The sequence below is a fragment of the Shewanella sp. N2AIL genome (genome assembly GCF_022690845.1).
In the GTDB taxonomy this organism is placed as follows: domain Bacteria; phylum Pseudomonadota; class Gammaproteobacteria; order Enterobacterales; family Shewanellaceae; genus Shewanella; species Shewanella baltica.
On sequence record NZ_JALBYT010000006.1, the window covers coordinates 125,868 to 151,910 of the forward strand.

Sequence of the window (26,043 nt, forward strand, 5' to 3'; positions counted from 1 at the left end):
GTAATTTTTTTACATTCAAGGTTGGAAAAGTTGGCAAAATCGCTTCTAATAGTCATCAGTGAATTCCGAGTTAAGACTGCTACCTGAGAAGGATGTTTTTCATGGCCAATACATTAGAGCAACTCAAGTTATATACCACTATCGTCGCTGACACTGGCGACATCGAAGCGATTAAACGCTACCAACCTGAAGATGCGACAACCAATCCATCACTCATCTTGAAAGCGGCTCAAATTCCTGAATACGAATCCCTCATAGATAACGCTATCGATTGGGCAAAATCACAAAGTGCCGATCTCGCGCAGCAACTTGATGATGCCAGCGACAAGCTCGCCGTTAATATCGGTGTAGAAATACTGAAACTCGTTCCTGGGCGTATATCAACTGAAGTTGATGCCCGTTTATCATTCGATAAAGAACAATCAATTGCGAAAGCCCATAAGCTGGTTCGCCTTTACAAAGAAGCGGGCGTTGATAAATCACGTATTCTGATCAAACTTGCTTCAACATGGGAAGGCATTTGTGCCGCTAAAGAGCTAGAGAAAGAAGGCATCAACTGCAACTTAACTCTGCTATTTAGCTTTGCCCAAGCACGTGCTTGCGCCGAGGCTGGTGCTTATCTAATTTCGCCTTTTGTAGGCCGTATCCTTGATTGGTACAAAAAAGATACAGGTAAAGACTACGATGCCGTAAATGACCCAGGAGTCATTTCTGTTACCGAAATCTATAATTATTACAAACAGCATGGTTTTAATACTGTCGTTATGGGCGCAAGTTTCCGTAATATCGGTGAAATCATCGAACTAGCAGGCTGCGATCGTCTCACGATTGGTCCTTCTCTGTTAGAAGAACTGGCTAATTCGCAAGTCGACATTACTCCTAAACTGGTTCCGGCAACCAGCACTGTCGCAGCCGAAGCTCCATTAACAGAAGCGCAATTCCGTTGGGACTTTAACCAAGATCCTATGGCAGTTGATAAGCTTGCAGAAGGCATTCGAAACTTTGCTATCGACCAGGGCAAACTCGAAGTGATGCTCACGGCTAAGCTAGCAAACTAAGCACTCTGGAGACGGCGAGATGACACACTTGACCCAAAGCTCAACATGGCAAGCTTTATCAGCACACAGTAAAAATGTACCGCATATGCGGGAATTGTTTGCCACTGACGCGGCACGTTTCAATAAAATGTCGCTAACTGCCTGTGGTTTATTACTCGATTACTCTAAAAACAGAGCAACGACGGAAACGCTTGATCTGTTATTTGCGTTGGCAAGCAATAGTCAACTTGAAGCAAAAATCAAAGCAATGTTTGCGGGTGAGATCATTAACACCACCGAGAAGCGCGCCGTTTTGCACACTGCGCTACGTAGCACTGCGGAACAATCGATTATTGCCGAGGGTCAAGACATAGTTCCTGAAGTTCAACAAACCCTGAATAAAATGCAAGGGTTTGTAAGTTCAGTGACATCAGGTCAATGGAAAGGTTACACAGGTAAAGCGATAACCGATATTGTCAGTATCGGTATCGGTGGCTCTTTCCTTGGTCCAAAGATCGTCTCTCAGGCGCTGCGCCCGTATTGGAACCCAGAATTGAAATGTCACTTTGTGGCAAACGTAGATGGTACTTCTATCAGTGAGAAGCTGAAGTTACTGGATCCTGAAACGACCTTGTTCATCATGTCGTCCAAATCTTTCGGCACACAGGAAACCTTAACCAATACCCTCACTGCCAGAGAATGGTTCTTAGCAAAAGGCGGTTTGCAGTCAGATGTGGCAAAACACTTTGTCGCAGTAACCTCAAACGTCGCCAAAGCGACGGATTTTGGGATTGATGCAGACAATATTTTCCCTATGTGGGATTGGGTTGGCGGTCGTTACTCACTCTGGTCAGCGATTGGTTTACCGATAGCACTCTTGATTGGCATGGATAATTTCAGAGCCTTGCTCTCAGGTGCCCACCAAATGGATGAGCACTTCGCCAATGCACCACTGACAGAAAACATGCCAGTGATCATGGGCTTATTATCCCTATGGTACGGTAATTTCTTCAATGCTCAGTCCCATGTTGTACTGACATATGATCATTATCTACGTGGTCTACCGGCTTACTTCCAACAGCTCGACATGGAAAGTAATGGTAAGTCTGTCACCTTAAACGGGACAGATGTTGACTACAGTACTGGTCCAGTAATTTGGGGTGGCGAAGGCACTAATGGCCAACATGCCTACCACCAGCTGTTGCATCAAGGTACTGCCCTGATCCCTGCCGATTTTATTATGCCACTGCAAAGTCATAATCCTATCGGTGAGCACCACGACCAATTAGCGTCAAACTGCTTTGGCCAGACTCAAGCCTTAATGCAAGGTCGTACTTTTGATGAAGCCTTAGCCGAACTCGCTAATAGCGCATTATCAGCGACTGAGAAGCAGCTGATCGCAAAACATAAAGTGATGCCAGGCAACAAGCCGAGCAACACCTTACTCATGGATAAGCTCACGCCGAGCACCCTAGGTGCTTTAATTGCCCTGTATGAACACAGAACATTCGTTCAAGGTGCAATTTGGGACATTAACTCCTTTGACCAATGGGGTGTAGAACTCGGTAAGGATCTGGGTAACGATGTGTTAGCACGCATCGGCGCTGGCCAGGATTGTGATGCCTTAGATGCCTCAAGTAACGCATTGATTAACCTTTATCGACAAGGCAAAATCTAATCGAACAAAAAGCCAGCAATTGCTGGCTTTTTAATTTTATCCTTTTATTTTTATTCAACTTTCCGACTCTTCCTCGCTCTCAACCCACACTCAAGATCAACGACATATCACTCAAAGTTCATTTCAACTTAACACAATTGAAACATAATTCTTGCACCCTGTTTTAAAAATATGTTATTTAATCGCTGACAAAACATACAACAACAGGAGGTTGCCATGGATCGTTTAGATTATGGTTGTGCGCTAGATGAAGTCGTTGAAAGACCCGATCGTTCGCGAGGCTCCAATAAAAAGCGTAAATGGCGTGAGATCGAAGCGTTGAAAGATAAGCATCGTTTGCTCAAAGAACTCCAAGAAATCGATAATAACTTTAACTACGACATTGATGCCATCCAGTTGTAATGACATGTTGAGATGAGCTAAACCATTAGCCTCAAACATGAACAAGAAAAGCGCCATTCGGCGCTTTTTTATTTGTACTATCGGATCTGGTGGGAAATAAGAGGGAATAACGATTCGCGAGTAACAGAAGCTAACGCAAAAAAAAACATCGCTCTGTAGTATTGAATCCTAGGTTCAAGCCCACAAGGTGGGCCCTATGAGTGAATCAATGCTAGTCAGCCGTTGTTAGATAAGCCCGCAAATCCTCAAATTCTTTCTGCTCGCGATCTAAGAACAAAGGATCATTAATCAAGGATTTCTGACACTCAGACTCAATCAACTGCCAGTCTTGTTCTGTCAAGGTTTTAGCTAACAGAGGAAATATTTCCCGCTCCTCCATTTGCATATGCCGCTCTTGTAATGCGACATAATCTGCAAAATCAACAATCAGTTTCTCACGGGCAACCACAATATCACTGAGGATCAGATTCAACGTCGTCATCAAAGCCGCCGAGGCTTGGATCACTAACTCGTGTTCGGCACTCAACTTATTGATACTGTCATTGGCTTTATGCGCAAGATAGTAGGCATAAATAATATCTTCAACCGGATGATGGCAACGCTCAGCATATCCTTGCATATATTCAACGATATCACGCACCACGATGAAGTTGATTGACTCACCTTCTGACAGTTTCATCTGCTTGTTTTTTAAAACATTTAGCAATACAGCTATATGTTTATGATCATGCATGAGTCTTTTAAGCATAATGCCTCCTGGATATGGATCTGACTATTGATACTAGTCAAGTCGTAGACTAACACCAATATAGCAGGCTAAATCCTGTTCACTTTATGACGTTGATCAAGTAAATCACATACCAAACAGTAAACAGACCACAAACACTAACACGTCTATCCAAATCTCAGGGGCATTTAGCGGTTTTTCTCACCACGTTATGATTGATCATCACGCTTTTATTACTAAAACCACAACAACACACTTATTTAGCAAGCTGATGTAGCTGCTGTTGTAACTTTTTAAATTCGAGCTGTTGTTCGCTTAGCAGCGCTTTATCTGCAGCCTCAACGGCGAGTTGTGGATAATCCTTAAGCAGTTGTTGCTCAAGCACCAATGCTTGCTCAGTCTCCTTCGCTTTGATGAAGGCATGTAACTGATGTAAAGACTCTGCGAGTGGCACTTTATCTATGTCTGAAGACTCAGCCGCGCTGGGTGCATTCATCGACCTTGCAGCGATAGCTGGGCTGCTTGCATCATGTTGTCGCTCAATAGCACCCGCTGCGGCCTTCGCTTGCTGCATTTGAGTCTGTATTTCATGCTTAGCCACAGCTTCTGCTTGCATATTGGATGATTGCAGCGCTTGCGTATCTGCTATTCTCGTCATGGCTTGTGGCGCCGGAGCACTCATCGCCATTGGACTTGGAGCCATAACATCTTCGATTTGCGGCCGATTCAGTACAAGTAAACCCACAACAAGCACCAAAGATGCCGCGCTCGATAACGCCCAAGGGTGACGTCGCCAAACAGAAGTTGGAGCTTCAACGGCGGTTATTTTACTTTGATGCATTTCAGCTAAGTGAGTTTGCGCCAGCTGTAAGATATCTTGATCAAGTTGCTGCGGTGGAACTTCTAAGGCCTGTTGGCGATACCAAGCCAGCACTTCCTGTTGTAATGCGCGCTCATCGGCATTTGAAGATGAATTACTCATGACCCGCCTCCTGCCATTTCGCGCTAACGCAATCCTTTAGACTTTGGTAAGCGTAGCGAATACGGCTCTTAGTCGCTTCTAAAGTCACGCCCGCAATGTCGCTAATGATGGCAGCCGTAAAACCCATTTCAATGTTCAGGATAAATGCCTCTTTCTGGACTTGGGGTAACAGTGCGATGCAGGTCTTTAGCAATAAACTCTTTTGCGCTTCTTGCCACTGCACATCAGGCTTATCTTGCTCACCTGCCACAAAAGTATCGAGTCCAGTTTCATCCTCATCAGTGGCGACTAAATCGACGGGTTTTACCGCTCGCACATGATCAATCAATAAGTTATGGGCGATACGATATAGCCAAGTAGTAAACTTAGCACTGGCCTCGTAGTTAGCCGCTGCGCGGATCACCCGTCCCCATGTTTCTTGATATAAATCCTCAGCTAACTGCTTATCACCTAACTGGCGCACAAAGTAGCGATAAAGCGCGCCTTTGTGCTTCAGGTATAACTGCTCAAATGCTTTTGAATCGCCCTTGGCATAGCACAACATCAATTGCTCATCTGAGTGCTCATGGGTTGGTAATTGCGGTATTGCTAATGCCACGGGAAATTCCTCGTCATTTGGGTTAACCCCCTGTATTCACTTTTACTATTGTAATCTCTCATTACGCGGATTGCTCTTATCTCTCATTGGCTCGCCATGGCGTTTATCTTGGGGAGGAAAAGGTTTATCCGAGCCATCGAATGTTTTGTTAATTGGCAGCTGATTAGATTGCTCTATCGCCGCTGCGGTTTCCATTAACTGCACAAATTCATGTCGATAACCAAAGGGATCATCCCCTAATGCTGAACGTGCGAGTAAGCTTAACTTAGTATAATCAAATTGATGTAGATAGTGACTGCCATTGAGTAATTGCCCTAGCCCTGCAACCGCGGCGGCAAATCTAAAATCATCACTTGCTTGATCTAGCTGTTTAACGCTTTGATCTAACCTGATGGGATAACTCAGTAATTGGCTCTGCGTTTGTGCTGGCAACTTGTATCTCAATTTAAGGAAAGCAATTTCTTCACGGCTGTATTTCTCTTTCCCCGTTTGAGCATCAACGCCATGTCTAAGTTTATCATTCATCCTATTCCCAGCTTCAACGTACCTTAATTCATACAAGGCTGTTACTGTATGACCCGCGCCAATCTCGCCCGCATCCACCTTATCGTTATTAAAATCTTCCCGTGCTAAGGCGCGATTCTCATAGCCAATCAAACGGTATTCCGAGACTAAGGCTGGATTAAACTCCACCTGCACTTTCACATCTTTGGCGATAGTGAATAAGGTCGAACTCAACTCGTCCACCAGCACTTTTCGCGCTTCATTCAGCGTATCAATATAGGCATAGTTGCCATTGCCCTTGTCCGCCAATTGCTCCATCAGTTGATCGTTATAATTGCCCAAGCCAAACCCTAAGGTTGTCAGGCCAATGCCATGATCTTTTTCCTTTTCAATCAAGGCAATCAAATCATCAAAATCTGTCACGCCAACATTGAAATCACCATCGGTCGCAAGGATGACTCGATTAATGCCATTGGGGATAAAATGCTTTTTGGCCAATTGATAGGCTTGCGTGATCCCTTGCCCACCATTGGTTGAACCACCGGCACTTAATTGCTCTAGCGCATAGGTCAAGGTTTGAGTGTCGTTCCCCGACGCGCCATCGAGCACTACACCAGCCGCCCCTGCATAAACCACAATAGAGACTTTATCCTGCGCGCTTAACTGCGCTGTTAGCAGCTTTAATGCCGTTTGCAGTAAAGGCAATTTATCCGCTGACGCCATAGAGCCTGAGACGTCGAGTAAAAAGACTAAGTTACTGGCGCCTAATTGAGATTTAGGTAAGTCATAACCTTTAAGGCCAATCCGCAGCAGCATCATGTCGTCGTTGTAAGGTGAGGGTGCAAGCTCTGTCGTCACGCTAAACGGCGCCGAGTTTTTAGCGGGTAAGGGATAATCGTAGGCAAAATAATTGAGCATTTCCTCAACTCTGACAGTGCCTTTCTCGGGTAAGCGCCCTTCCCTCAGCATTCGTCTTAAAGTGGCATAACTGCCAGTATCGACATCGATGGAAAACGTCGATACCGGGATCTCCCCTGCCACCATGATGCCATTTTGCACTTGCTGCTCGAATTTATTTTGCGCTAACGGAATCGCGGCATAGTCACGCGGCATTGGCGCTATGCTCATTCCCATCACTGCCCCATTGCTAGACATTTGCATCGGCGCCGCAACCCTCGCCATTTCAACCTTAGCGGCATCACGCATTTCAGCTTGGCGCTGCGACGCTTCTTGATGACGTTGCTCGGCTTGCTGCTCCGCTTGTCGATGTTCAACTTCGACGCCTTTACCGCCACAGGCCGTTAAACTCACTGCGACCAGTAATAGAGCAGCCGTATTGGTCGCCGATGGAATACCGTTTCCCCATTGCAGGTAGAGAGTTGGATCGGGAACTGAAACGGTTTTTGGGGAATATTGTGTTTTCATGTTGAATGCCTTTGATGTTGACCTAAAGCTGTAAACGGCCCGCATTACCAAAAGGGTTAAAACATCTCGATATTTTGCAAAACATGCTTAAATGAGAATTAAACCGCCTCAAGCACACTATTTATACAAAACAAAGTATTTTCAATCGCTTTTGCCGGCAAGATCACACTGCACATTCAATCTGGCCACTAAAATAGAAGCTTGTTGCTAGCCTAGCTATGGGACCCTCTCGTGTCACACTCAGCTCATTTGTTTTCCCTAAGGATCGCCCACGCACTCACAGAAGCTTGCGTGAAGGATAAGTATTCGTTTAAACGTTTTGGGCAAGATCTTCTTGCCGGTCTCACTGTGGGTATTATTGCAATTCCATTAGCGATGGCATTAGCCATTGCCAGTGGTGTTGCGCCTCAATACGGCTTGTATACCGCCATTGTCGGTGGCTTTATTATCGCCATGTCTGGCGGCTCACGTTACAGCGTGTCCGGCCCGACAGCGGCATTTGTGGTATTGCTCTACCCCATAGCCCAACAGTTTGGTTTAGCAGGATTATTAATCGCGACTGTGATGTCAGGAATGATACTCGTCGGCATGGCGACGCTGCGCCTTGGCCGGTTGATTCTGTATATTCCAGAATCCGTCACCTTAGGTTTTACCGCAGGGATTGGCGTAGTCATTGCCACCTTGCAGCTAAAGGACTTTTTCGGGCTAGAAATTGCCCATATGCCGGAGCAATATCTGGCCAAGCTAATGGCATTAGCCCAAGCGCTTCCTTCGGTCCATTTGCCTAGCTTACTGGTTGCAAGCGCCACCTTAGCGACTATGCTACTTTGGCCTAAACTCAAAACACCTGTGCCAGCGCACCTTCCGGCAATCATACTCGGCACTATCCTCGCCTTGGTGCTCAATGCCATGGGCGCAGACATAGAAACCATAGGCACTCGTTTCCACTATCAACTGAGCGATGGCACCACAGGCATGGGGATCCCAGCGGTATTACCGAGTTTCGAGTGGCCTTGGCTGCAAGCAGGCGCCAATGGTCAAGCTTTTCAGTTTAATTTAGCGACCTTTCAAGCCTTGTTACCTGCCGCCTTTGCCATTGCCATGTTAGGGGCGATTGAATCGCTACTGTGTGCTGTGGTGCTCGATGGCATGACAGGCAAACGCCACAGTGCCAACAGTGAGTTACTCGGCCAAGGCATAGGTAATATCATCACGCCGTTTTTTGGCGGGATTCCGGCGACAGCGGCAATCGCCCGTAGCGCGGCGAACGTCAAAGCGGGCGCTCAGAGTCCAATTGCGGCCATGATCCACGCCATAGTGGTATTGTTTGGTTTAGTCGCCTTAGCGGGCGTACTCGCCTACTTGCCGATGTCGGCCATGGCTGCCCTGCTACTCGTCGTAGCTTGGAACATGAGTGAGGCCCACAAAGCGCTGCATTTAGTTAAAACCGCGCCCACCAGCGATATCATGGTCTTTGTTAGCTGTTTTTCATTAACGGTTATTTTCGACATGGTCATTGCCATCAGTGTGGGGATCATTCTCGCTGCCTTGCTGTTTATGAAGGAAATTGCCGAGATGACAAGGCTTTACGATATCAGCACCAACAAGCGTTATGTCGATCAAGAGTTACCCGCCGATTGGGCCGTTCTCAAAATTAACGGGCCACTCTTCTTCGCCGCTGCCGACCGGATTTTCTCCGAAATCGCCAGTCTCACCGAAGATAAACAAGTGATAGTGCTGTATCTCGATGGGGTCTCGATTTTGGATGCTGGAGGCTTAGCCGCGCTGACAAAACTGATTGAAAAATGTAAAGCAAATAAGACTAAGCTGATTATTGCCGATCTACAATTCCAGCCCATTCGAACGCTAGCAAGAGCCAAGATCCAGCCGATTGAGGGCGTGTTGAAGTTTTACTCGACCCTACGAGAAGCCATGGCCGAAGCGCCAGTTATCACTCAGCAAACAGAAATCACTGCGGATAAGCAGACGCAGTAAACCAGCAGCGCAATTTCAGCGGCTTAATGCTGCTGACTTAAATCAAAGGCCAATCTCAGGATTGGTCTTTTTTATGGCTCAATTACTCAAGCCATTCATCACAGCAAAAGACGTTTTTTCGCTCGCAAAAACGGGCAGAAATGACGAGGATCATGGTATTATTCAGCGCCATGATGCTTGCTACCGGTGACGGCTAGACAAGCATCAACTGTACCTAGACCTGAAACAAGGTCAAAATATAATTAAAATTAGTGAGTTAAGGAGTTATCATGCAAGCCCTTGTTGCTGTTGTTATGGGTTCTAAAAGTGATTGGCCCACGATGGAAGCCGCCGCTGAGATAATGGATAAACTGCAAGTGCCTTATCATGTTGAAGTGGTTTCCGCCCATAGAACGCCAGATAAACTCATGGAGTTTGCAGCCTCTGCCGCCGATCGTGGTTTTAAAATCATCATTGGTGGCGCCGGCGGTGCAGCACACTTACCCGGTATGATTGCCTCTAAAACTCGCTTACCCGTATTAGGTGTCCCAGTCCAAAGTAAAGCCCTGTCAGGTATGGATAGCTTATTGTCTATCGTTCAAATGCCAAAAGGCATCGCCGTTGGCACTTTAGCCATAGGCACAGCGGGCGCATTCAATGCGGGATTATTGGCCTGCCAAATCCTTGCGAATAACGATGCTGAATTAGCGGCTCGTGTTGACGCTTTCAGAGAAGAACAGACCCGTGCGGTACTGGACAATCCAGATCCGAGGGAAGTTTAATGACCCAGACAAACACTAAACCTAAGGTTTGGGTATTAGGTAATGGTCAGCTGGGCGCTATGTTGACCCACGCTGGCGAGCCATTAGCGATTGAAGTTAACGCCGTTGATATAATGACGCCTACGGATGACATCCTGCCACTCGCGCCGCACGACATTATTACCGCCGAGCGTGAACAGTGGCCAGAGTCCGCCCTTAGCTTACAACTCAGCTCACATCCCCATTTTGTTAATGGTCCGGTATTTAGCCGTTTAGCCGACCGTTTTAGCCAAAAAAGTCTACTCGACCAGCTCAGTGTTCCCACAGCGCCTTGGACCTTAGTTGACGATAACACCCAAGTCGATACCCTGTATCAGCACTATGGCCCAAGAGTCTTGATGAAACGCCGTACCGGTGGTTATGACGGTAAAGGACAATATTGGCTTAAACAAGCCGAAGCGGGGGATATTCCAAACGATTGGCGTAACCTTGCAATTGCTGAGCAAGCGATTAATTTTGATGAAGAAGTGTCATTAGTTGGCGTCCGTACTCGCGAAGGCGAATGCGTGTTTTATCCGCTGACGCTGAATTTACATCAAGATGGCATTTTAATGGCATCGATTTCGCCACTGGCACGCTTAAGCCCTTTGCAAGCCCAAGCCGAAGCTATGCTCAGCGCCATTATGCATGAGCTTGAATACGTTGGCGTGATGGCGATGGAATGTTTCCGTGTTGGTGATGATGAGTTATTGGTGAATGAACTGGCACCGCGAGTGCACAACTCAGGCCATTGGACTCAAGCCGGAACCCATATGGATCAATTCCAGCTGCATTTGCGTGCACTATGCGGAATTGCGATCCCGCAGCCACAAGTGAATTTTCAGTGTGTTATGGTCAATCTTATCGGTATCGATAATGATCCACGCTGGTTAAGTTTGCCTAATGCTGAGTTGTACTGGTACAACAAAGAAGTGCGCCCTGGTCGTAAAGTGGGCCATTTGAATCTATCAGTGCCCAACCAAACTGTGCTCAACCAGAGCATAGCCGCACTGCAAACGTGGATGCCCATCCAATACCAAGCTCCTTTAGCCTGGATATTGGCCGAATACGCAGAAAATTCGCGTTAATTCAGTATTTAGTACCAAAATCACTGATATGAAATTGTTCGCAGTTTCATATCAGTTTATATTTCAATTTTCGTTATATACTTAACAGAACTCAGTGTGGATACGTTAGTGATGTATAGCATTCAATTGTGGCTAGCAATGACACGGATAAAGGAATACTCGAGTGAAATTAAGGGATAATTTCAAACGTAAGACCATAGATCGCTTAGATTATCGCTATCATCTGCTATTGCTCATCGTGCCGATATGTCTATTCGTCCTGCTATTTATCTTTAATGCACCCACAGAAGGTTGGACTATCCTGCCATTACTGTTTGTTTGCATCATTTACATTTTTGCCTACAGCCTGATTTACTATTTGCATCAAGGTCGTTTAACTCGACTGTGGGAGCATTTAGAGCAAGTCGTCACCATCAATGATGCCATTTACGAGCTCGCGCACCTCTCAAGCCATTATAAAAATGAGCATGCCTTTCTCGACGCATTACTCAACAAAGCCGTATACGTGATTAATGGTGCCGAAATGGGCAGTATCATAAAAGTCAACGAGGCTAATAACAAACTGCATTTCGAATCTGTCGTGGGGCTCGATTTAGCAAAACTCAGACAACTGGATTTTACCTTAGAGCAAACCTTTGAATATCGGCTCACTAAGGGGAGATGCGATCAGGTCGTGGTCATCAATGATATGAAAAATATCAATGCGGCCAGCACCTTAACTGAAGATGATCAAAGAGTGTTACTCACAGTGTCGAAGCAGCCGATACGCTCAACACTGTCTAGCCCTATCCGTATCGATGGCAAGCTCTATGGCATGCTCAATCTCGACAGCAGTAGCCTTGGTGCCTTTAGCGATTACGACCGCAACCTTGTCTCTATCCTGACCCACGAAGCCAGTAATGCCATTGCGCTCTATCAGAAGTCACAGCAGATCACTAAACTTGCGAATTTCGATCCCCTCACAGGGCTTTATAATCGTAAGAATTTTGAAGATGAACTGCACCACTGGCAGCACAAACCTCACCTTGGCAGCTTTTTGATTATTATCGATATGGATAATCTCAAGGCCATTAATGATGCCTATGGACACCAGACAGGCGATGTTGCCATTAAGCGCACAGCCACAGCCATACTGACCTATTGGCAAAATAAGGGCATTATTTCCCGTTTTGGTGGCGATGAGTTTGTCGCTTTATGCCATGGGCCGCTAACCCAAATCGAGCAGGACTTAGATGATATGCGCAAAACCTTGAATCAAGGTTCAGAGCTTAGCCTAGCTTTTAGCTTTGGGATTGCACCCTTCGAAACCGATTGGTATCAATCCTTTAAGACTGCAGATCATGCCATGTATGAGCAAAAGCGCGCGAAGAAGAAAGCCATTAAAGCATTAGAAACTTTCGCGGTGAAAGCACAATAAGCTCGTTGAACTCAGGTACTACAGCCGCTATTAACAGGCCAATATCAAAAGTCAGTAAGTATTGAAGTTGAATATCAGGCTTGAATAACAGAGTTGAAGATTTGAGTTGACTATCTCAACTGATTATCTCGATTAACTCTCTCAATTAAATATCTAAGTTAAACACCTAAAATCAGCCACAGACTCTCATTCAAATGGCTGACAATGGGATCAAACTAGACTCTAGCTAAGCTCTAACCAAAGAATAAACGCCACAGCCAAGATGAATCCAAATCTTTTTGGCAGGTTTTATATTGCGCCGCGTAACGTTTAGATCGCGCATCCACTTTGTTCGCCACTTTCACTAACCATGCCTTAGACTTGTAACTGCCACGGCGATACCCGCCCCAGCCTTCGTGATAATTAAGATACTGGGCCCGCGCATCCCATTTAGACACGCCATTAATCTTATGGGTTTTACTGATAAACCAGCCCATAAAATCCATAGCATCATCGAAATCACTGCGGCTCGACCAATTGTTGCCCGTCTCACGCACATAATCATCCCACGTCATGGTCTTAGCCTGCGCATAGCCATAGGCATCGCTGGCACGGCCAATAGGGATAAATCCTAGAAAGTATTCCATCGGTGGCGCTGCATTGTGCTTGAATGAACTCTCTTGATACATCATCGCCAACGGCACATGCACTGGCACGCCCCATTTGTCACGGGCGTCTTTAGCGGCATCGTACCAATCTCGGTGTTCTTGAAATATCTCACACAAATTTTCAGGAGACTTAGGCGGAGACGTCGCGCAACCAGACAAGATGCCGAGACTTGCGCAGAGTAAGATAGTGGAGGGTTTATTCATTAATATCATATTCTTTGGAGAGTTAGCTGGCTCCATGATGTCATAGACTCAGTCTGAGGCAAGCATAAAAAGCTTTTATACGCTTAGAAGATCTAAGCGCTAGGGGGGAATCAATCTGACTTAAATCGCATGTTGCTGGCTTAACGCTTTGGCTATTTCGTTTCGGGACTCAGCTCAAACTGACACTCATGCTCTTCTTGCTGCCACACACCTGGTTCCCAATACCCAGTGTCTTTGCCCATATAACGCTTATCGGTGTGAAATAACGCACCGATATGATAACGCTGATGGCTCTCAACATTGAGCTTAAATACCTTAGGCGTTCGCGCGGCAAGTGTGACCGACAAGCTAGGATCATCAATCAGCTCCGCGACGGTAAACTCATACTCGCCGGGCGCTAGCTGATAATTAGGCTTAGAGACCACTGCCTGACCGTTTAAATGGGTCACGACGACGCGATACCAGTGAGTGCTGGCATCGGGCTGCAAATAACCCGACACAGTGCCACAGCCCAGTGGATCTTCTGGTGAAGCGGCGCAGCCTGATAATAAGGCACTGGCCCCAATCAAAGCTGCGCTGATACGCAAGCGAGTGAAAGAGAATAAGCCCTCTTTCACGACTGAGCTCCAAAGTAATCTTCCAGATAATCATCAAACGAAACTGAACGCTGCGCCGCTTCTAGCTCGGCCTGCTTGTTAAGTGAGCTGGATGCTTCGGCTTGATACTGCGCTATGGTCTCGCTCGACAAGGGATAATCGACAAAGAATTGATAGTATTGCTGTGCCAACGTCATCACCCACTGACCATGATCTTGGCCTTTGTTGATTACGTTTTGCAGCACTTGTCCCGACAGGGTCAAGTTAGGATCTTCAACCGCTTTACGCCAATGGGCTAACGCCACTTGATAATCCGTCGCCTCACCATCGAGCAATACCGCCAAAGGTTGCAAGGCATCAAACAACTCTTCTAACCAAGATTTAAGCGAACGTGAACCGTTTGCGGTTAGTAACTCAAGCCCAGGTTTACGGCCTTCAAGCACCACAGCTTTAAGATTCGCGCTTAATCTCGCCTCTTCGCTGGCTTCAGACTTAGGCGACTCCGTTAATAAACAATAGAGTAGGAATAAATCGAGGAAACGCACTTGGGTCGCCTCAATGCCAATCGGGCTAAATGGATTAACATCTAAAGCACGCACTTCAATGTATTCCACCCCAGCACGGGCTAAGGCTTCTGACGGCTTCTCGCCACTACGCGTCACCCGTTTTGCACGAATTGGCGAGTAGAACTCGTTTTCAATCTGCAATACGTTGGCATTGAGCTGACGATACTCACCATCGACTTTAACGCCGATATTGGCAAAGTTTGCCGAAGGCATTTTGATGGCCGCATTCACGCCAGCCAGATACTCAGGCAAAGAGTTATAGCTGATATTCAGCTCTTCTTGCTCTTTGTTGGTGTAGCCTAAATCGCTCATACGCAACGAAGTCGCAAAGGGCAGATACAAAGTACCGTGGCCCGTTTTTTCAAACTTAAGGTCGGTTTTTTGATCTTTAATGAAAGAGCTACATAATGCCGGTGAGGCACCAAATAAATAAGGTAGCACCCAGACTAAACGGCGGTAGTTACGGATCAAGCCAAAATAGGATTCAGAAATAAAATCATCGTAACTTAACTGCTTATCGCTCAATTCGTACAGGCTTTGCCATAACTCTTGCGATACCGAAAAGTTAAAGTGCACCCCAGAAATAATCTGCATCAAGGCGCCGTAACGATAGGTTAAGCCCTTACGATATAAAGTTTTCATCATACCGGTATTTGATGAACCATAACGGGCAACGGGGATCTGTTTCTCGTCCTTCACATAACAAGGCATGCTCACAGGCCACAAGCGCTGACCATTTAGATGGCGCACGCTGAAAGCATGGGTTTCAGTTAATCCGTTTAGCAGTTGCTCAACATTGTTATGTACCGGAGTAATAAACTCGAGCAAGGCTTCACTGTAATCCGTCGTAATACGCGAATGCATTAACGCTGAGCCTAAGGCTTCAGGATGAGAATCGGTGGCGAGATAACCCGACTCATCAATCCGCAACGCCTCACGTTCTATGCCACGTAACATACCCAAGAGTGCGGTGCGCCCATGGGCGTCCGAGAGATGTTGTACTAATTCATTGAATGACTTCAATTTGCGCTTCTCTAATTGGTGATTCGCTATCGCGACAAGGTTAACAGTCAGACCTTTATTTTGAGGCTTATCTTGCAAAATACGCCTCAAAATAAATCTAAACCTGTCTGTGGGGCAAGCCAAATTCACAACTTGTACTGTTAAAAGCAGACGGTGACAGCTAATGCTGTCACCGTCTTTCGATGTAAATCCGGTAAATATGTGACGAATAGTCGTTAATTAACGTACCCGCCTCTCACCTATATAAGGGCGAAATACCAATTTACAATACTAAAGTTTCAATTGGATAGCCTAATGCCGCTAAATCTGCTTCGATTTTCGCTTTATCTCCCACCACTAGAATCACCATTTTATTGATATCTAGCTCGGAAGCCGCGAGGGCATTGAGTTCATCTTTTGTTACAGTATTAATGATCTTGTCCTGTTGAGTCGTAAAATCTTGGCTCAATTGGTAACGTTGGATCATTCGCATAAAGCCCGCTTTTTGATACGGCGTTTCATAATCAAGTGCTTGGCCTTGCGAGACTGAATTTCGCATAAAGGCAAGTTCAGTATCCGTCATACCCTTTTGCTGGTACGCACTGATTTCTTTTACAAACTCAGTGAGTGCTTTCGCCGTCACATCACTGCGAACGTTACTTGATGCGACAAAATCACCGACTTCAGCGCCGCCCGCAAAACTGGTGCGAGCACCATAGGTATAACCTTTATTCTCACGTAAATTCAGGTTAATACGACTATTGAATGCGCCGCCTAGCGGGTAGTTCATCAGGTAAGATTTAAAGTAATCGCCTGTGGCATCATAGGGCAATGCGCGCTTGGCGATATTGATCACCGATTGCGCCGCGCCAGGTTTATCAATCAGATAAATCGTACCGCCTTTTAATGCTGGGAATGGCTTAAGTGGCGGCACCACAACTGCGGCCCCTTGCCACTGACTCAATCCCGCTAACTTAGGCAATAATACTGATTCAGGTAAATTGGCGACTGTGACGATTTTAGCGTTACCGCCTTGATACTGCTGGGCATAAAACGCTTTTACATCGGCTAACGTGAGCGCCGCGACTGAATCGAGCGTACCTATGTCATTCACGCCTAAGGCATTGTCTTTACCGTATAACAAAGACGACAACGCCGTATCAGCAAGGTAGCTAGGATCGGACTGCATATGCTGGATCTGCTGTAACTGCTGCTGTTTTACTCGGGTAAAGTCCGCTTCGTTGAAGGCTGGCTGGAAGAGTTTTTCTTCCATAATCGCCAGCGTCTCATCTAAATGCGCTGTCAGCGTCGATATTTTGATCGCACTTTGATATTCAGAGGCACTAAAGTCGACTGAACTGCCGAGCATTTCTAACGCTTGCGAAAGCGCTTCACTGCTGCGCTTCTGGCTCGACTCATTGAGCATTTCTGCGGTCAGCGTCGCTAAGCCCGCTTTTTCAACTGGTACCAGTCTATGGCCGCCATTAAGATACACAATTAACTCAACCGTTGGCGTTTCAGTGCTTTGTGTGCCCATGACTTCTATGCCATTGGCTAAGGTTTTTGTCCATATTGTCGGAACCTTTAACACAGGTGCGGCGCCAGATGCGGGCATCTTAGTCCGATCAAAACTTGAAACAAGTTCAGGCTTTGGCAAATCCCCTTCAACCGCCGTTTGCGCAATGGGCAAGGTCGCGGGCGTGAAGTTATCGGCATGGGCGATAAGTGACGTCATACCCTGCGGTACCACACTCATAACCACCATAGGTTTATCTTTGATGTATTGCTTGAACACGCGCATCACATCGTCTTTGGTCACATTGGCATAACGACTCAAATCTGAGGCTATCATATTCGGATTGCCCGACAGCGTTTGGTTCATCGCTAAGGCAGACACTTTGCCAGAAACACTTTGCAGGCTGTAAATGGTATCGGCCTCAAACTGCACTTTAACTTTTTGCAAATCGTCATCGGTAACGCCACGTTGCTCAAACTCCTTAATCGAGTCGAGGATACGTTGTTCCAGATCCGCCAGTTTGCCACCCTTTTCAGGATTAGCTAAAGCATAAATCGACATCTGACACGCCAGCTCTTGGCAAGGGTGGCTGACATTGGCCTGCACGGCATAGCCATCTTTCACCAAGTTTTTATATAACAAGGATGTTTTGCCGCCGCCTAAAATATTGGCTAACAGATCGAGCGCAGCTTCATCAGGATGCCTTGCGTATACGGTTGGAAAACCAATACGGATCAAAGGCAAGTGCACTTGATCTTCCATGGAGATGTAACGCGTTTTGTCTAAGTTAACCAGCGCCTTTTGCTCTAAAGAGACTTCAGGGCCGCGGGGGATTTCACCAAAATATTTGTTTACCCAGGCTAAGGTCTGCATTTCATCAAAATCGCCACCTATGGTCAGGGTTGCATTGTTAGGCCCATACCAACGTTGGAAAAAGTGTTTAACATCATCAACTGTGGCGCGATTAAGATCGTCCGTCCAGCCAATCACAGGCCAAGAATAAGGATGACCGACAGGATACATCGCTTGGCTAAAACGCTCACTCATGCGGCCATAGGGCTGATTGTCGATACGTTGCGCACGCTCGTTTTTCACTGTCTCGCGCTGCACTTCAAATTTTTCACTGGTGAGTGCCGGCAATAAAAAGCCCATACGGTCCGACTCAAGCCACAGCATTTTTTCTAATTGATTGCTGGGTACGGTTTCAAAGTAGTTGGTTCTGTCGGTATTGGTCGTGCCGTTTAAGGTGCCGCCAGCTTCAGTAACCACTTCAAAATGTTGTTCATCGGCGACGTGCTGCGAGCCTTGGAACATCATGTGTTCAAATAAATGCGCAAAACCCGAACGGCCAGCTAATTCTCGGGCAGATCCCACATGATAAGTCACATCGACATGCACTAAGGGATCGGAATCATCTTGATGCAAAATAACCGTTAACCCATTGGCTAATTGGTACTTTTTGTAGGGGATCCCTACTTGCGAATCGGCCAGTTGCACATTTTCAATAAGTTTAACGCCTGCGGGCAAGTTCGCCGTAGTCGTTTCAGATGCACAGCCCGCGAGTGCGGCAGAAATTGCGACCGCTAATATCCATTTCTTCAAAACATTCCCCTCATACATCAATGGGTCAAAAATACAGCTTCATAATCATAGTGCTGTGTATAGTCATCGCTGTGTAGCGTCATAGTCCGCTTAGTCACAGCCCGTAGAGTAAAGTACGCTTAAATGATTAAGCATTGGGATTTATGACTCGCAAAATTGGCACTAAGTTCCTATCTATACAGTAAATTCAGTCTAAACGGAAAACACTCCCCGCCCTTGACCATTAAATGCATCCTAGCGCCATCATGCCATCCATTGCAGCACGGCAGCGGCAATAATTAAGTAACGAATTGTTTTACCAATTAAAATCATCACCAAAGAGGGGATTAACGCTAACCTCAACCAACCCGCCAATAAACAGAGAATATCGCCGACAACTGGTGCCCATGAGAGTAACAACGCCCATACGCCGTAGCGTTCAATCAAGGCGAGCCCCTTTGCGTGTTTACCTTTCGCTAACGCTTCTGGTGATTTTGCTAGACGGCCTAAGCGGCCTAAATAGAAACTGGTCATCGCACCCAAGGTGTTGCCAATGCTAGCCACCACGACCAGCGCAACCCAAGCCTCTGGGGTTTTGTTTAATAACGCCACGAGTAAGACTTCAGATCCTCCCGGTAACAATGTCGCCGCTAAAAAAGCGCCGGAGAACATAATGCTTAACTCAGTCATAATGGCTTACTCAATGATAAATCTCTCTTTTTACATTCAATGCAATTATGCTTGCCTAAAGTTAATTGAATGTTTCACTTAATCTTTTTACAACAAACTCATTTATCACAATAAGTTATAAGAAAAACGGTTTGTTATAACCCTAGCTATGTCGATACAATGGTTTAACTATGGCAATCAATGACCCTGCGCATGACTGAGCGCGCGTTAACATCACGCTCAACTCGTTGAATACGAATCCTATCATCGCAGGTCTATTGGCTCACTCTTAATTTATTTTTCTGGAATATGCATGATCCTTCAAACCATTAGCCGCATTCCGTTTTGGCAAAAAGTCTTAGCAGGCTTTATCTTAGGTGCGCTCGTTGGCGTTATTTTAGGTGAAAGCGCCACAGTGCTAAAACCACTCGGTGATCTGTTCATTGGCGCCATTAAGATGTTGGTCGCACCTTTGGTCTTTTGTGCCATTGTCGTCAGTATCACATCGCTCGGCTCGCAAACTAGCCTAAAACGCTTGAGCCTTAAAACCTTAGGCATGTTCATGCTGACAGGCACAATTGCCTCGTTGATTGGCTTAGCCGTAGGCTCAATGATCGACATGGGCGGCACTATGCAGCTCACGGCAACGGAAGTGCGCGAGCGTAATATTCCCGGTTTCGCACAAGTGTTGCTCGACATGATCCCTGTCAATCCTTTCGCTTCACTCGCTGAAGGTAAGGTACTGCAAATTATCGTGTTTGCCGCGTTAGTGGGTATCGCTATTAACAAAGTCGGCGAGAAAGCTGAGCCGCTAAAACGCACCATAGAAGCAGGCGCTGAAGTCATGTTCCAACTGACTCGCATGGTCTTAAAACTCACCCCTATCGGCGTGTTTGGTTTAATGGCATGGGTTGTGGGTGAATACGGTTTATCAACCTTACTGCCTTTAGGTAAGTTTATCGGGGCTATCTACATTGCCGCTTTTATCCACATCATCTTTGTCTACGGTGGCTTAGTAAAATTTGTCGGCGGTTTAAGCCCACTGCAATTTTTCCGCAAAGCTATGCCAGCGCAGTTAGTCGCCTTTAGTACTTCTTCAAGTTTCGGCACTTTACCTGCGAGCACCCGTGCAGTCGAAACCATGGGCGTATCAAAGCGTTATAGCGCCTTTGTGATGCCATTAGGTGCGACCATGAACATGGACGGCTGTGGGGGTATTTATCCTGCGATTGCCGCTATCTTCATCGCCCAAATTTACAATATTCCGCTCGATACACTGGACTATGTAATGATTGCCGTGACTGCAACCGTGGCTTCTGTTGGCACCGCTGGCGTGCCAGGAAGTGCAATGGTGATGTTAACTGTGACCTTAGGTGTGATTGGTCTGCCACTTGAAGGCATTGCCTTTATCGCCGCGATTGACCGTATCATCGATATGATCCGCACAGCAACGAACGTGACGGGCGATATGATGACAGCTGTCGTGATTGGTAAATCAGAAAATGAACTCGATGAAGCGCAATTCTATTCGAACGATAACCAAGACGTTACACCAGTAAGTTCGCAGCAATAGCAATACTGGATCGAAGCCACTGCGCTAAACCATCAGTAACATTAGGTAAATTACGCAGATGATGTAAATCAAGAGACCGCTTGGCGGTCTTTTTTTTATCCAGCAAACAACGGTGAAACTGTCGACCTTAAAGCATCAATCAACTCCAACAATCCTCATCGGCTGTAAAATAGGTTACCCAAATAAGATCAAGCTGTTAGACTCTGAAACAACTCTAACTCACACTCTAGCAGAACAGACAATGACGAGACTCTTCCTTATCCCGCTGATCCTATGTTTGTTTTGGGCGTTATTTTTAAAAGCCAACAAACTCACACTAAAACAAGGCCGACGAGGTTTTATCTACATTATCGGCATAAGTGGCGGGCTGATTTTAATCCTCATCACGTTAATGTGGTTAACGGCTTAGCAAAAGGCCAACTCAATATCGAGTTGGCCTTAGTGATAAGACTGTACTAACAATTGGAAGATGTTCAAAGCTCAGTTAACCCCAATCGGTTAACTCAGTGATTAACCCCGTCCATTACCCAAGAACGGCAAGTAAAATCCCCGCAGCGACTGCCGAACCTAACACACCCGCCACATTGGGCCCCATTGCATGCATCAGCAGGAAGTTATGTTGATTCGCTTCTAATCCCACTTTATTGACGACTCGCGCCGCCATAGGCACAGCCGACACCCCCGCCGCGCCAATCAGCGGATTCACTTTACCACCCGACAGCTTGCACATGAGTTTTGCCATCAACACACCCGCGGCAGTTCCAACGCTAAAAGCCAAGGCACCCAACACCAAAATCCCTAAGGTTTCCAGCCGCAGAAATTGATCCGCGGATAACTTAGAACCCACAGCTAACCCTAAGAAAATCGTGACGATATTAATAAGCTCGTTCTGCGCCGTTTTCGATAATCTATCCACCACGCCCGATTCGCGCATCAAATTACCAAGGCAAAACATGCCCACTAACGGCGTGGCCGCAGGTAAGAAGAGAATCGTTAATCCCAGCACCATCAAAGGGAAAATGATCTTTTCCTTCTTGCTGACTTCGCGCAGCTGCTCCATTTTAATTTCGCGCTCAGCTTGGGTTGTCAGTAAGCGCATGATCGGCGGTTGAATAATAGGGACTAACGCCATATAGGAATAAGCCGCGACCGCAATCGCACCCAATAACTCAGGCGACAGCTTTGAAGCGAGGAAAATCGCCGTCGGCCCATCGGCGCCGCCGATAATCGCAATGGCCGCCGCATCCTTCATAGTGAACTCAAAGCCCGGCACTAGGTTCAGCGCTATCGCACCTATCAGTGTCGCGAAAATCCCAAACTGCGCCGCCGCCCCTAGTAACAGAGTTTTAGGATTCGCAATCAGAGCACTAAAGTCGGTCAACGCACCGACGCCCATAAAGATCAACAGAGGAAACACCCCAGTCTCAATCCCCACATGATAGGCGTAATACAGCATGCCACCTTCTTCGGTAAATCCCGCATGGGGAATGTTCGCCAGTACTGCGCCAAAACCAATGGGCAACAATAACAAAGGCTCAAACCCACGCACTATGGCGAGATACAAGAGCAAAGCGCCCACTGCCATCATCAACACTTGCCCGCCAGTAAAATGGGCAATACCTGTCTCGGCCCAAAAAGCCATTAAACCTTCCATAATGACTCCTACGCCAAGGCCAATAATTGAGAACCCACTGACACTGAGTCGCCTTCTTTCACCCAGAGCTTAGCGATAATGCCATCGCCCTGAGCACGAATTTCTGTTTCCATCTTCATCGCCTCAAGGATGATCACGACATCGCCTTCACACACTCTATCGCCTGGCGAAACATGAACTTTGAAGATGTTGCCCGACAGAGGCGCGCTCATTTCAAGCCTAATTTCACCATGGTTTGTTGATAGCGCAGTGCTCGCCGTAGCAGTTTGCACAGCTTGCACACTTTGGCCCTGTGGCTGAATTTGCGAGATCTCCCCACCCGCGGCGACTTCGACCACATAATCTTGCCCTTCGACAGTTACCGTGTAAGTTTCAGGGGCGCGATCCACAGCATTAGTAGCAAGTGCCGACGCCAGCTCAGGCTTAGGCTCGAAGGCGCTCGGATTGTCACGATTCTTTAAGAACTGCAATCCTATTTGTGGAAAGAGTGCATAGGTCAGCACATCATCGTCATGCTCTGAGGATAAGCGAATGCCTTGTTCCTGCGCTTTCTCTACCAACTCAAGCCGTAACTTAGCCAGTTCAGGCGTTAATAGATCCGCAGGGCGACAGGTAATGGCTTGCGCCCCTTGCAAGACTCTGGCTTGCAAGGCGGCATCGACTGGCGCAGGCGTTGCGCCATACTCGCCCTTAAGCACGCCCTCAGTCTCTTTGGTCAGTGACTTATAACGCTCACCCATCAACACATTAATGACTGCCTGCGAGCCAACAATTTGCGATGTGGGCGTCACTAACGGCAAGAAACCTAAATCAGCACGTACGCGGGGAATTTCTTCCAATACCGAGTCCATCTTATCGGCCGCGCCTTGCTCCTTTAATTGGCTCTCCATATTGGTCAGCATGCCACCAGGTACTTGGGCGCGTAAAATACGCGAATCTATGCCTTTCAGCGCACCTTCAAACTTAGCGTACTTCTTACGCACTTCACGGAAATAAGCGGCAATCTCCTCAAGCAACACCATGTCGTAACCCGTGGCACGTTCAGTATCTTCCACCATAGCGATAACAGTTTCAGTTGCAGTATGTCCATAGGTTTGACTCATCGACGAAATTGCCGTATCGAGCACATCGATGCCCGCTTCAATGGCCTTCTGATAAGTTGCGGTACTTAATCCGGTCGTCGCATGACAATGCATAGATAACACAAGTTGCGTTTGGGATTTTAGTCGGCTAATCAGCTCAAACGCTTCCATCGGCTTAAGTAAGCCCGCCATATCTTTGATGCACAAAGAATCACAACCCATATCTTCGAGACGTTTTGCCATATCAACCCACGTCTCTATGGTATGCACTGGACTCGTGGTATACGAAATCGTCCCCTGCGCATGGCCGCCAACTTGGCGCACCGCTTTCACCGCAGTCTCGAGGTTGCGAACATCGTTCATCGCATCGAAAATACGAAATACATCAACGCCATTAGTGTGGGCGCGCTCAACAAAACGCGTGACTAAATCATCGGCATAATGGCGATAACCTAAGAGGTTTTGGCCACGCAGCAACATTTGCTGCGGCGTATTCGGCATGGCCTTTTTCAGCTCACGAATTCGATCCCAAGGATCTTCACCAAGATAACGAATGCAGGCATCAAACGTCGCCCCACCCCAAGATTCCAGTGACCAGAAGCCGATCTTATCGAGTAATGGCGTAATCGGTAACATGTCATCAAGGCGTAAGCGCGTCGCTAAAATAGATTGATGCGCGTCCCGCAAAACGACATCAGTTAAAAATAATGGCTTAGCTACTGCCGCCGTAGAATTAGATACAAAAGTCATACTGCTCCCCATTACTTAATCTGTGAACGATACTGCTTTACCGCTAGTGAAATCGCAGCGACCACATTTGGGTCTAAAGGCTTAACATCTGATTGTGCTACTCTCTGCTGGCTTTTAGCATGATTTGTCGCAAAACGTGCAGATGCAGCATCCACCGCACACCAGCGCGCAACCAAATGGATCCCAAGGATTAGTACACTTAAAAATAAATACACTAAGCCCATCCCCAAAAACATAATGCCAACGGCATCCAATAAAGATTGCGTTACATCCTCCATAGCTCCCCTACCCCTTACTCTCTCGATCCCTACCCACAGTACGATTACCCCAAAACCATCCGCTATCGCATTACAAATTCAACATTCAATCGGTTGAGCGGTTTACAAACGATGGGCCTCTCGTAGACAGACCTATAGCGACCACCACACCAAAGAGAATTTGAATAAAAAATCACATTAAAAAACTAAAAAGTCACACAACAAGAAAACCAGCTTGAACTAAACCCAGTGCAAACATAACCAATTGATAACAAAAACACCATGCAAATGTAAATTGGTCTTACCAATATTGAGTAAACCAAAAGACTATCAATCACTAATCCTCAGAAATCGAGCAATTAAATCAATATTCCATAATGAAACAGCCACAATGCTAGAGTTAAATCGAAAGGATGTCCTAGGCTAAAAAATGATTCCTAAATTGAAAACAACGAACATAGGAATAAACCAAGTGAAAAAGTATGCAAATTTCACAATCCAAGTTACTGCTATTTGATTCTGGTAGAAGATAAAAAAGGAATGTCGTTCTGAAGGAATTGATTGAAGAAGAGGAATGGGGTCAATCTAACAAATTAAATCATCCATTTTGACAACTTAGATGTCCCCTTTATACCAACACAAAGCGGTGCTAGAGGCTCAATACGGTTTGTTGTGGAGCGGCTATCTTGAAAGATAAGCCACAGTGCTACCCGAGGTAGACCTTAGGCTCTTAGCTATTCGCAGGATTAATACCAATCGTATTTAATATCTGTTCATTCAGCGGGAATTCAACGCGCTTTAAACAAGGCAAAGGCTTGAAGGCATAGTGGTGCTCTGTCGAAAGCCTTAAACGCAGTATAAAGCGCGTTGCCATGCCGTTAACAGTTAGCCGACCTTTCTGCATCAATGTGCCTTGGATTGAGATACCTGTGAGGCTCTGAACTGATTAGATATTTAATGTGATTGGTATAAGCAATAGGACAAGAACGAAATAAGGAAGCCTAAGATAGACAAGGAACTCAGCAATTAAAAAATGAGCTGGTGAGCTGGTGAGCTGGTGAGCTGGTGAGTAAAAATAGTGGGGAAACATGCAAGTTGGAAGAAAAATATATCAATTTCTGCAAATTACAGACGAAAAAAAGCCAGCTTATTCAGCTGGCTTCGTTACATCTCAATGAGATAATTAAGCGCTTGGCGATGACCTACTCTCACATGGGGAGACCCCACACTACCATCGGCGCGTTTGCGTTTCACTTCTGAGTTCGGGATGGGATCAGGTGGTTCCACAAGGCTATTGTCACCAAGCAAATTCTG

At 46.4% G+C, this 26,043-nt stretch carries 22 protein-coding genes and 1 rRNA gene; 9 read left to right on the top strand and 14 right to left on the bottom strand.

The genetic code is table 11. The features are described 5' to 3' along the window. Positions 1-101: 101 nt before the first annotated feature. The 3 genes from tal to MO387_RS05900 all read left to right on the top strand — a co-directional run bounded on the left by tal (position 102) and on the right by MO387_RS05900 (position 3,117). Entirely contained in the window at positions 102-1,058 is a 957-nt protein-coding gene (tal, locus tag MO387_RS05890; RefSeq protein WP_106649734.1) for a transaldolase, read from the top strand. A gap of 19 nt (positions 1,059-1,077) precedes the next feature. Beyond that, a complete protein-coding gene (gene pgi, locus MO387_RS05895; RefSeq protein ID WP_107946744.1) occupies positions 1,078-2,715 on the top strand; it encodes a glucose-6-phosphate isomerase in 1,638 nt (545 codons plus the stop codon). Between the two features lie 216 nt (positions 2,716-2,931). Next, positions 2,932-3,117 (top strand): DUF3545 family protein, encoded by a 186-nt coding sequence (locus tag MO387_RS05900; protein WP_006080618.1) that lies wholly within the window; start codon positions 2,932-2,934, stop codon positions 3,115-3,117. A gap of 211 nt (positions 3,118-3,328) precedes the next feature. Here MO387_RS05900 and MO387_RS05905 read toward each other — a convergent pair whose 3' ends face one another. From MO387_RS05905 to MO387_RS05920, 4 genes are all read right to left on the bottom strand, one after another. Beyond that, positions 3,329-3,865, bottom strand: a complete 537-nt coding sequence (locus MO387_RS05905; protein WP_107946743.1) for a hemerythrin domain-containing protein — start codon at positions 3,863-3,865, stop codon at positions 3,329-3,331. Positions 3,866-4,100: 235 nt separating this feature from the next. After that, positions 4,101-4,826 carry a hypothetical protein gene (locus tag MO387_RS05910; protein WP_107946742.1) on the bottom strand — a complete coding sequence of 242 codons (726 nt, stop codon included), beginning with the start codon at positions 4,824-4,826 and terminating at the stop codon, positions 4,101-4,103. Beyond that, positions 4,819-5,424: a sigma-70 family RNA polymerase sigma factor gene (locus tag MO387_RS05915; RefSeq protein WP_006080615.1), complete on the bottom strand. Its 606-nt coding sequence runs from the start codon at positions 5,422-5,424 to the stop codon at positions 4,819-4,821. Before MO387_RS05915 ends, MO387_RS05910 begins: the two co-directional genes overlap by 8 nt. Before the next feature lie 45 nt (positions 5,425-5,469). Next, a complete protein-coding gene (locus MO387_RS05920) occupies positions 5,470-7,353 on the bottom strand; it encodes a VWA domain-containing protein (RefSeq protein ID WP_107946741.1) in 1,884 nt (627 codons plus the stop codon). Between the two features lie 231 nt (positions 7,354-7,584). On the opposite strand from MO387_RS05920, the gene dauA reads away from it, so the two are divergent. The 4 genes from dauA to MO387_RS05940 all read left to right on the top strand — a co-directional run bounded on the left by dauA (position 7,585) and on the right by MO387_RS05940 (position 12,632). Then, positions 7,585-9,348, top strand: coding sequence for a C4-dicarboxylic acid transporter DauA (gene dauA, locus MO387_RS05925; protein WP_011846067.1), 1,764 nt, complete (start codon positions 7,585-7,587; stop codon positions 9,346-9,348). 269 nt (positions 9,349-9,617) lie between these two features. Further along, positions 9,618-10,109 (top strand): 5-(carboxyamino)imidazole ribonucleotide mutase, encoded by a 492-nt coding sequence (gene purE, locus MO387_RS05930; protein WP_006084961.1) that lies wholly within the window; start codon positions 9,618-9,620, stop codon positions 10,107-10,109. Continuing rightward, positions 10,109-11,215: a 5-(carboxyamino)imidazole ribonucleotide synthase gene (gene purK / locus MO387_RS05935; RefSeq protein ID WP_107946740.1), complete on the top strand. Its 1,107-nt coding sequence runs from the start codon at positions 10,109-10,111 to the stop codon at positions 11,213-11,215. The genes purE and purK overlap by 1 nt, the downstream gene beginning before the upstream one ends. 163 nt (positions 11,216-11,378) lie before the next feature. Continuing rightward, a complete protein-coding gene (locus MO387_RS05940) occupies positions 11,379-12,632 on the top strand; it encodes a sensor domain-containing diguanylate cyclase (protein ID WP_107946739.1) in 1,254 nt (417 codons plus the stop codon). A 233-nt stretch (positions 12,633-12,865) separates the two neighbouring features. On the opposite strand, the gene MO387_RS05945 is transcribed toward MO387_RS05940, so the two are convergent. From MO387_RS05945 to MO387_RS05965, 5 genes are all read right to left on the bottom strand, one after another. Next, on the bottom strand, positions 12,866-13,483 hold the full coding sequence (locus tag MO387_RS05945; RefSeq protein WP_086014855.1) for a hypothetical protein: 618 nt from the start codon (positions 13,481-13,483) through the stop codon (positions 12,866-12,868). A 152-nt stretch (positions 13,484-13,635) separates the two neighbouring features. Beyond that, complete coding sequence (locus tag MO387_RS05950) at positions 13,636-14,100, bottom strand: hypothetical protein (RefSeq protein WP_006080606.1); 465 nt, start codon at positions 14,098-14,100, stop codon at positions 13,636-13,638. Next, complete coding sequence (gene gshA / locus MO387_RS05955) at positions 14,097-15,746, bottom strand: glutamate--cysteine ligase (RefSeq protein WP_242326136.1); 1,650 nt, start codon at positions 15,744-15,746, stop codon at positions 14,097-14,099. The genes MO387_RS05950 and gshA overlap by 4 nt, the downstream gene beginning before the upstream one ends. 184 nt (positions 15,747-15,930) lie before the next feature. Continuing rightward, entirely contained in the window at positions 15,931-18,783 is a 2,853-nt protein-coding gene (locus MO387_RS05960) for a pitrilysin family protein (protein WP_242326137.1), read from the bottom strand. Positions 18,784-19,008: 225 nt separating this feature from the next. Further along, complete coding sequence (locus tag MO387_RS05965) at positions 19,009-19,434, bottom strand: YqaA family protein (RefSeq protein WP_107946735.1); 426 nt, start codon at positions 19,432-19,434, stop codon at positions 19,009-19,011. Positions 19,435-19,726: 292 nt separating this feature from the next. Between MO387_RS05965 and MO387_RS05970 the strand changes: the two genes are divergently transcribed. After that, entirely contained in the window at positions 19,727-20,986 is a 1,260-nt protein-coding gene (locus MO387_RS05970; RefSeq protein WP_006080602.1) for a dicarboxylate/amino acid:cation symporter, read from the top strand. A gap of 241 nt (positions 20,987-21,227) precedes the next feature. After that, a complete protein-coding gene (locus tag MO387_RS05975; RefSeq protein ID WP_172837312.1) occupies positions 21,228-21,395 on the top strand; it encodes a hypothetical protein in 168 nt (55 codons plus the stop codon). A gap of 114 nt (positions 21,396-21,509) precedes the next feature. On the opposite strand, the gene MO387_RS05980 is transcribed toward MO387_RS05975, so the two are convergent. The 5 genes from MO387_RS05980 to rrf all read right to left on the bottom strand — a co-directional run bounded on the left by MO387_RS05980 (position 21,510) and on the right by rrf (position 26,034). Beyond that, positions 21,510-22,640, bottom strand: a complete 1,131-nt coding sequence (locus MO387_RS05980) for a sodium ion-translocating decarboxylase subunit beta (RefSeq protein WP_107946733.1) — start codon at positions 22,638-22,640, stop codon at positions 21,510-21,512. 8 nt (positions 22,641-22,648) lie between these two features. Further along, a complete protein-coding gene (gene oadA / locus MO387_RS05985) occupies positions 22,649-24,472 on the bottom strand; it encodes a sodium-extruding oxaloacetate decarboxylase subunit alpha (RefSeq protein WP_107950142.1) in 1,824 nt (607 codons plus the stop codon). An 11-nt stretch (positions 24,473-24,483) separates the two neighbouring features. Continuing rightward, positions 24,484-24,750: an OadG family transporter subunit gene (locus tag MO387_RS05990; RefSeq protein WP_106649718.1), complete on the bottom strand. Its 267-nt coding sequence runs from the start codon at positions 24,748-24,750 to the stop codon at positions 24,484-24,486. A 709-nt stretch (positions 24,751-25,459) separates the two neighbouring features. Then, positions 25,460-25,633 (bottom strand): hypothetical protein, encoded by a 174-nt coding sequence (locus tag MO387_RS05995; protein WP_159074999.1) that lies wholly within the window; start codon positions 25,631-25,633, stop codon positions 25,460-25,462. A 285-nt stretch (positions 25,634-25,918) separates the two neighbouring features. Then, positions 25,919-26,034: ribosomal RNA gene (gene rrf / locus MO387_RS06000) — 5S ribosomal RNA — on the bottom strand. Between the last annotated feature and the right edge of the window lie 9 nt (positions 26,035-26,043).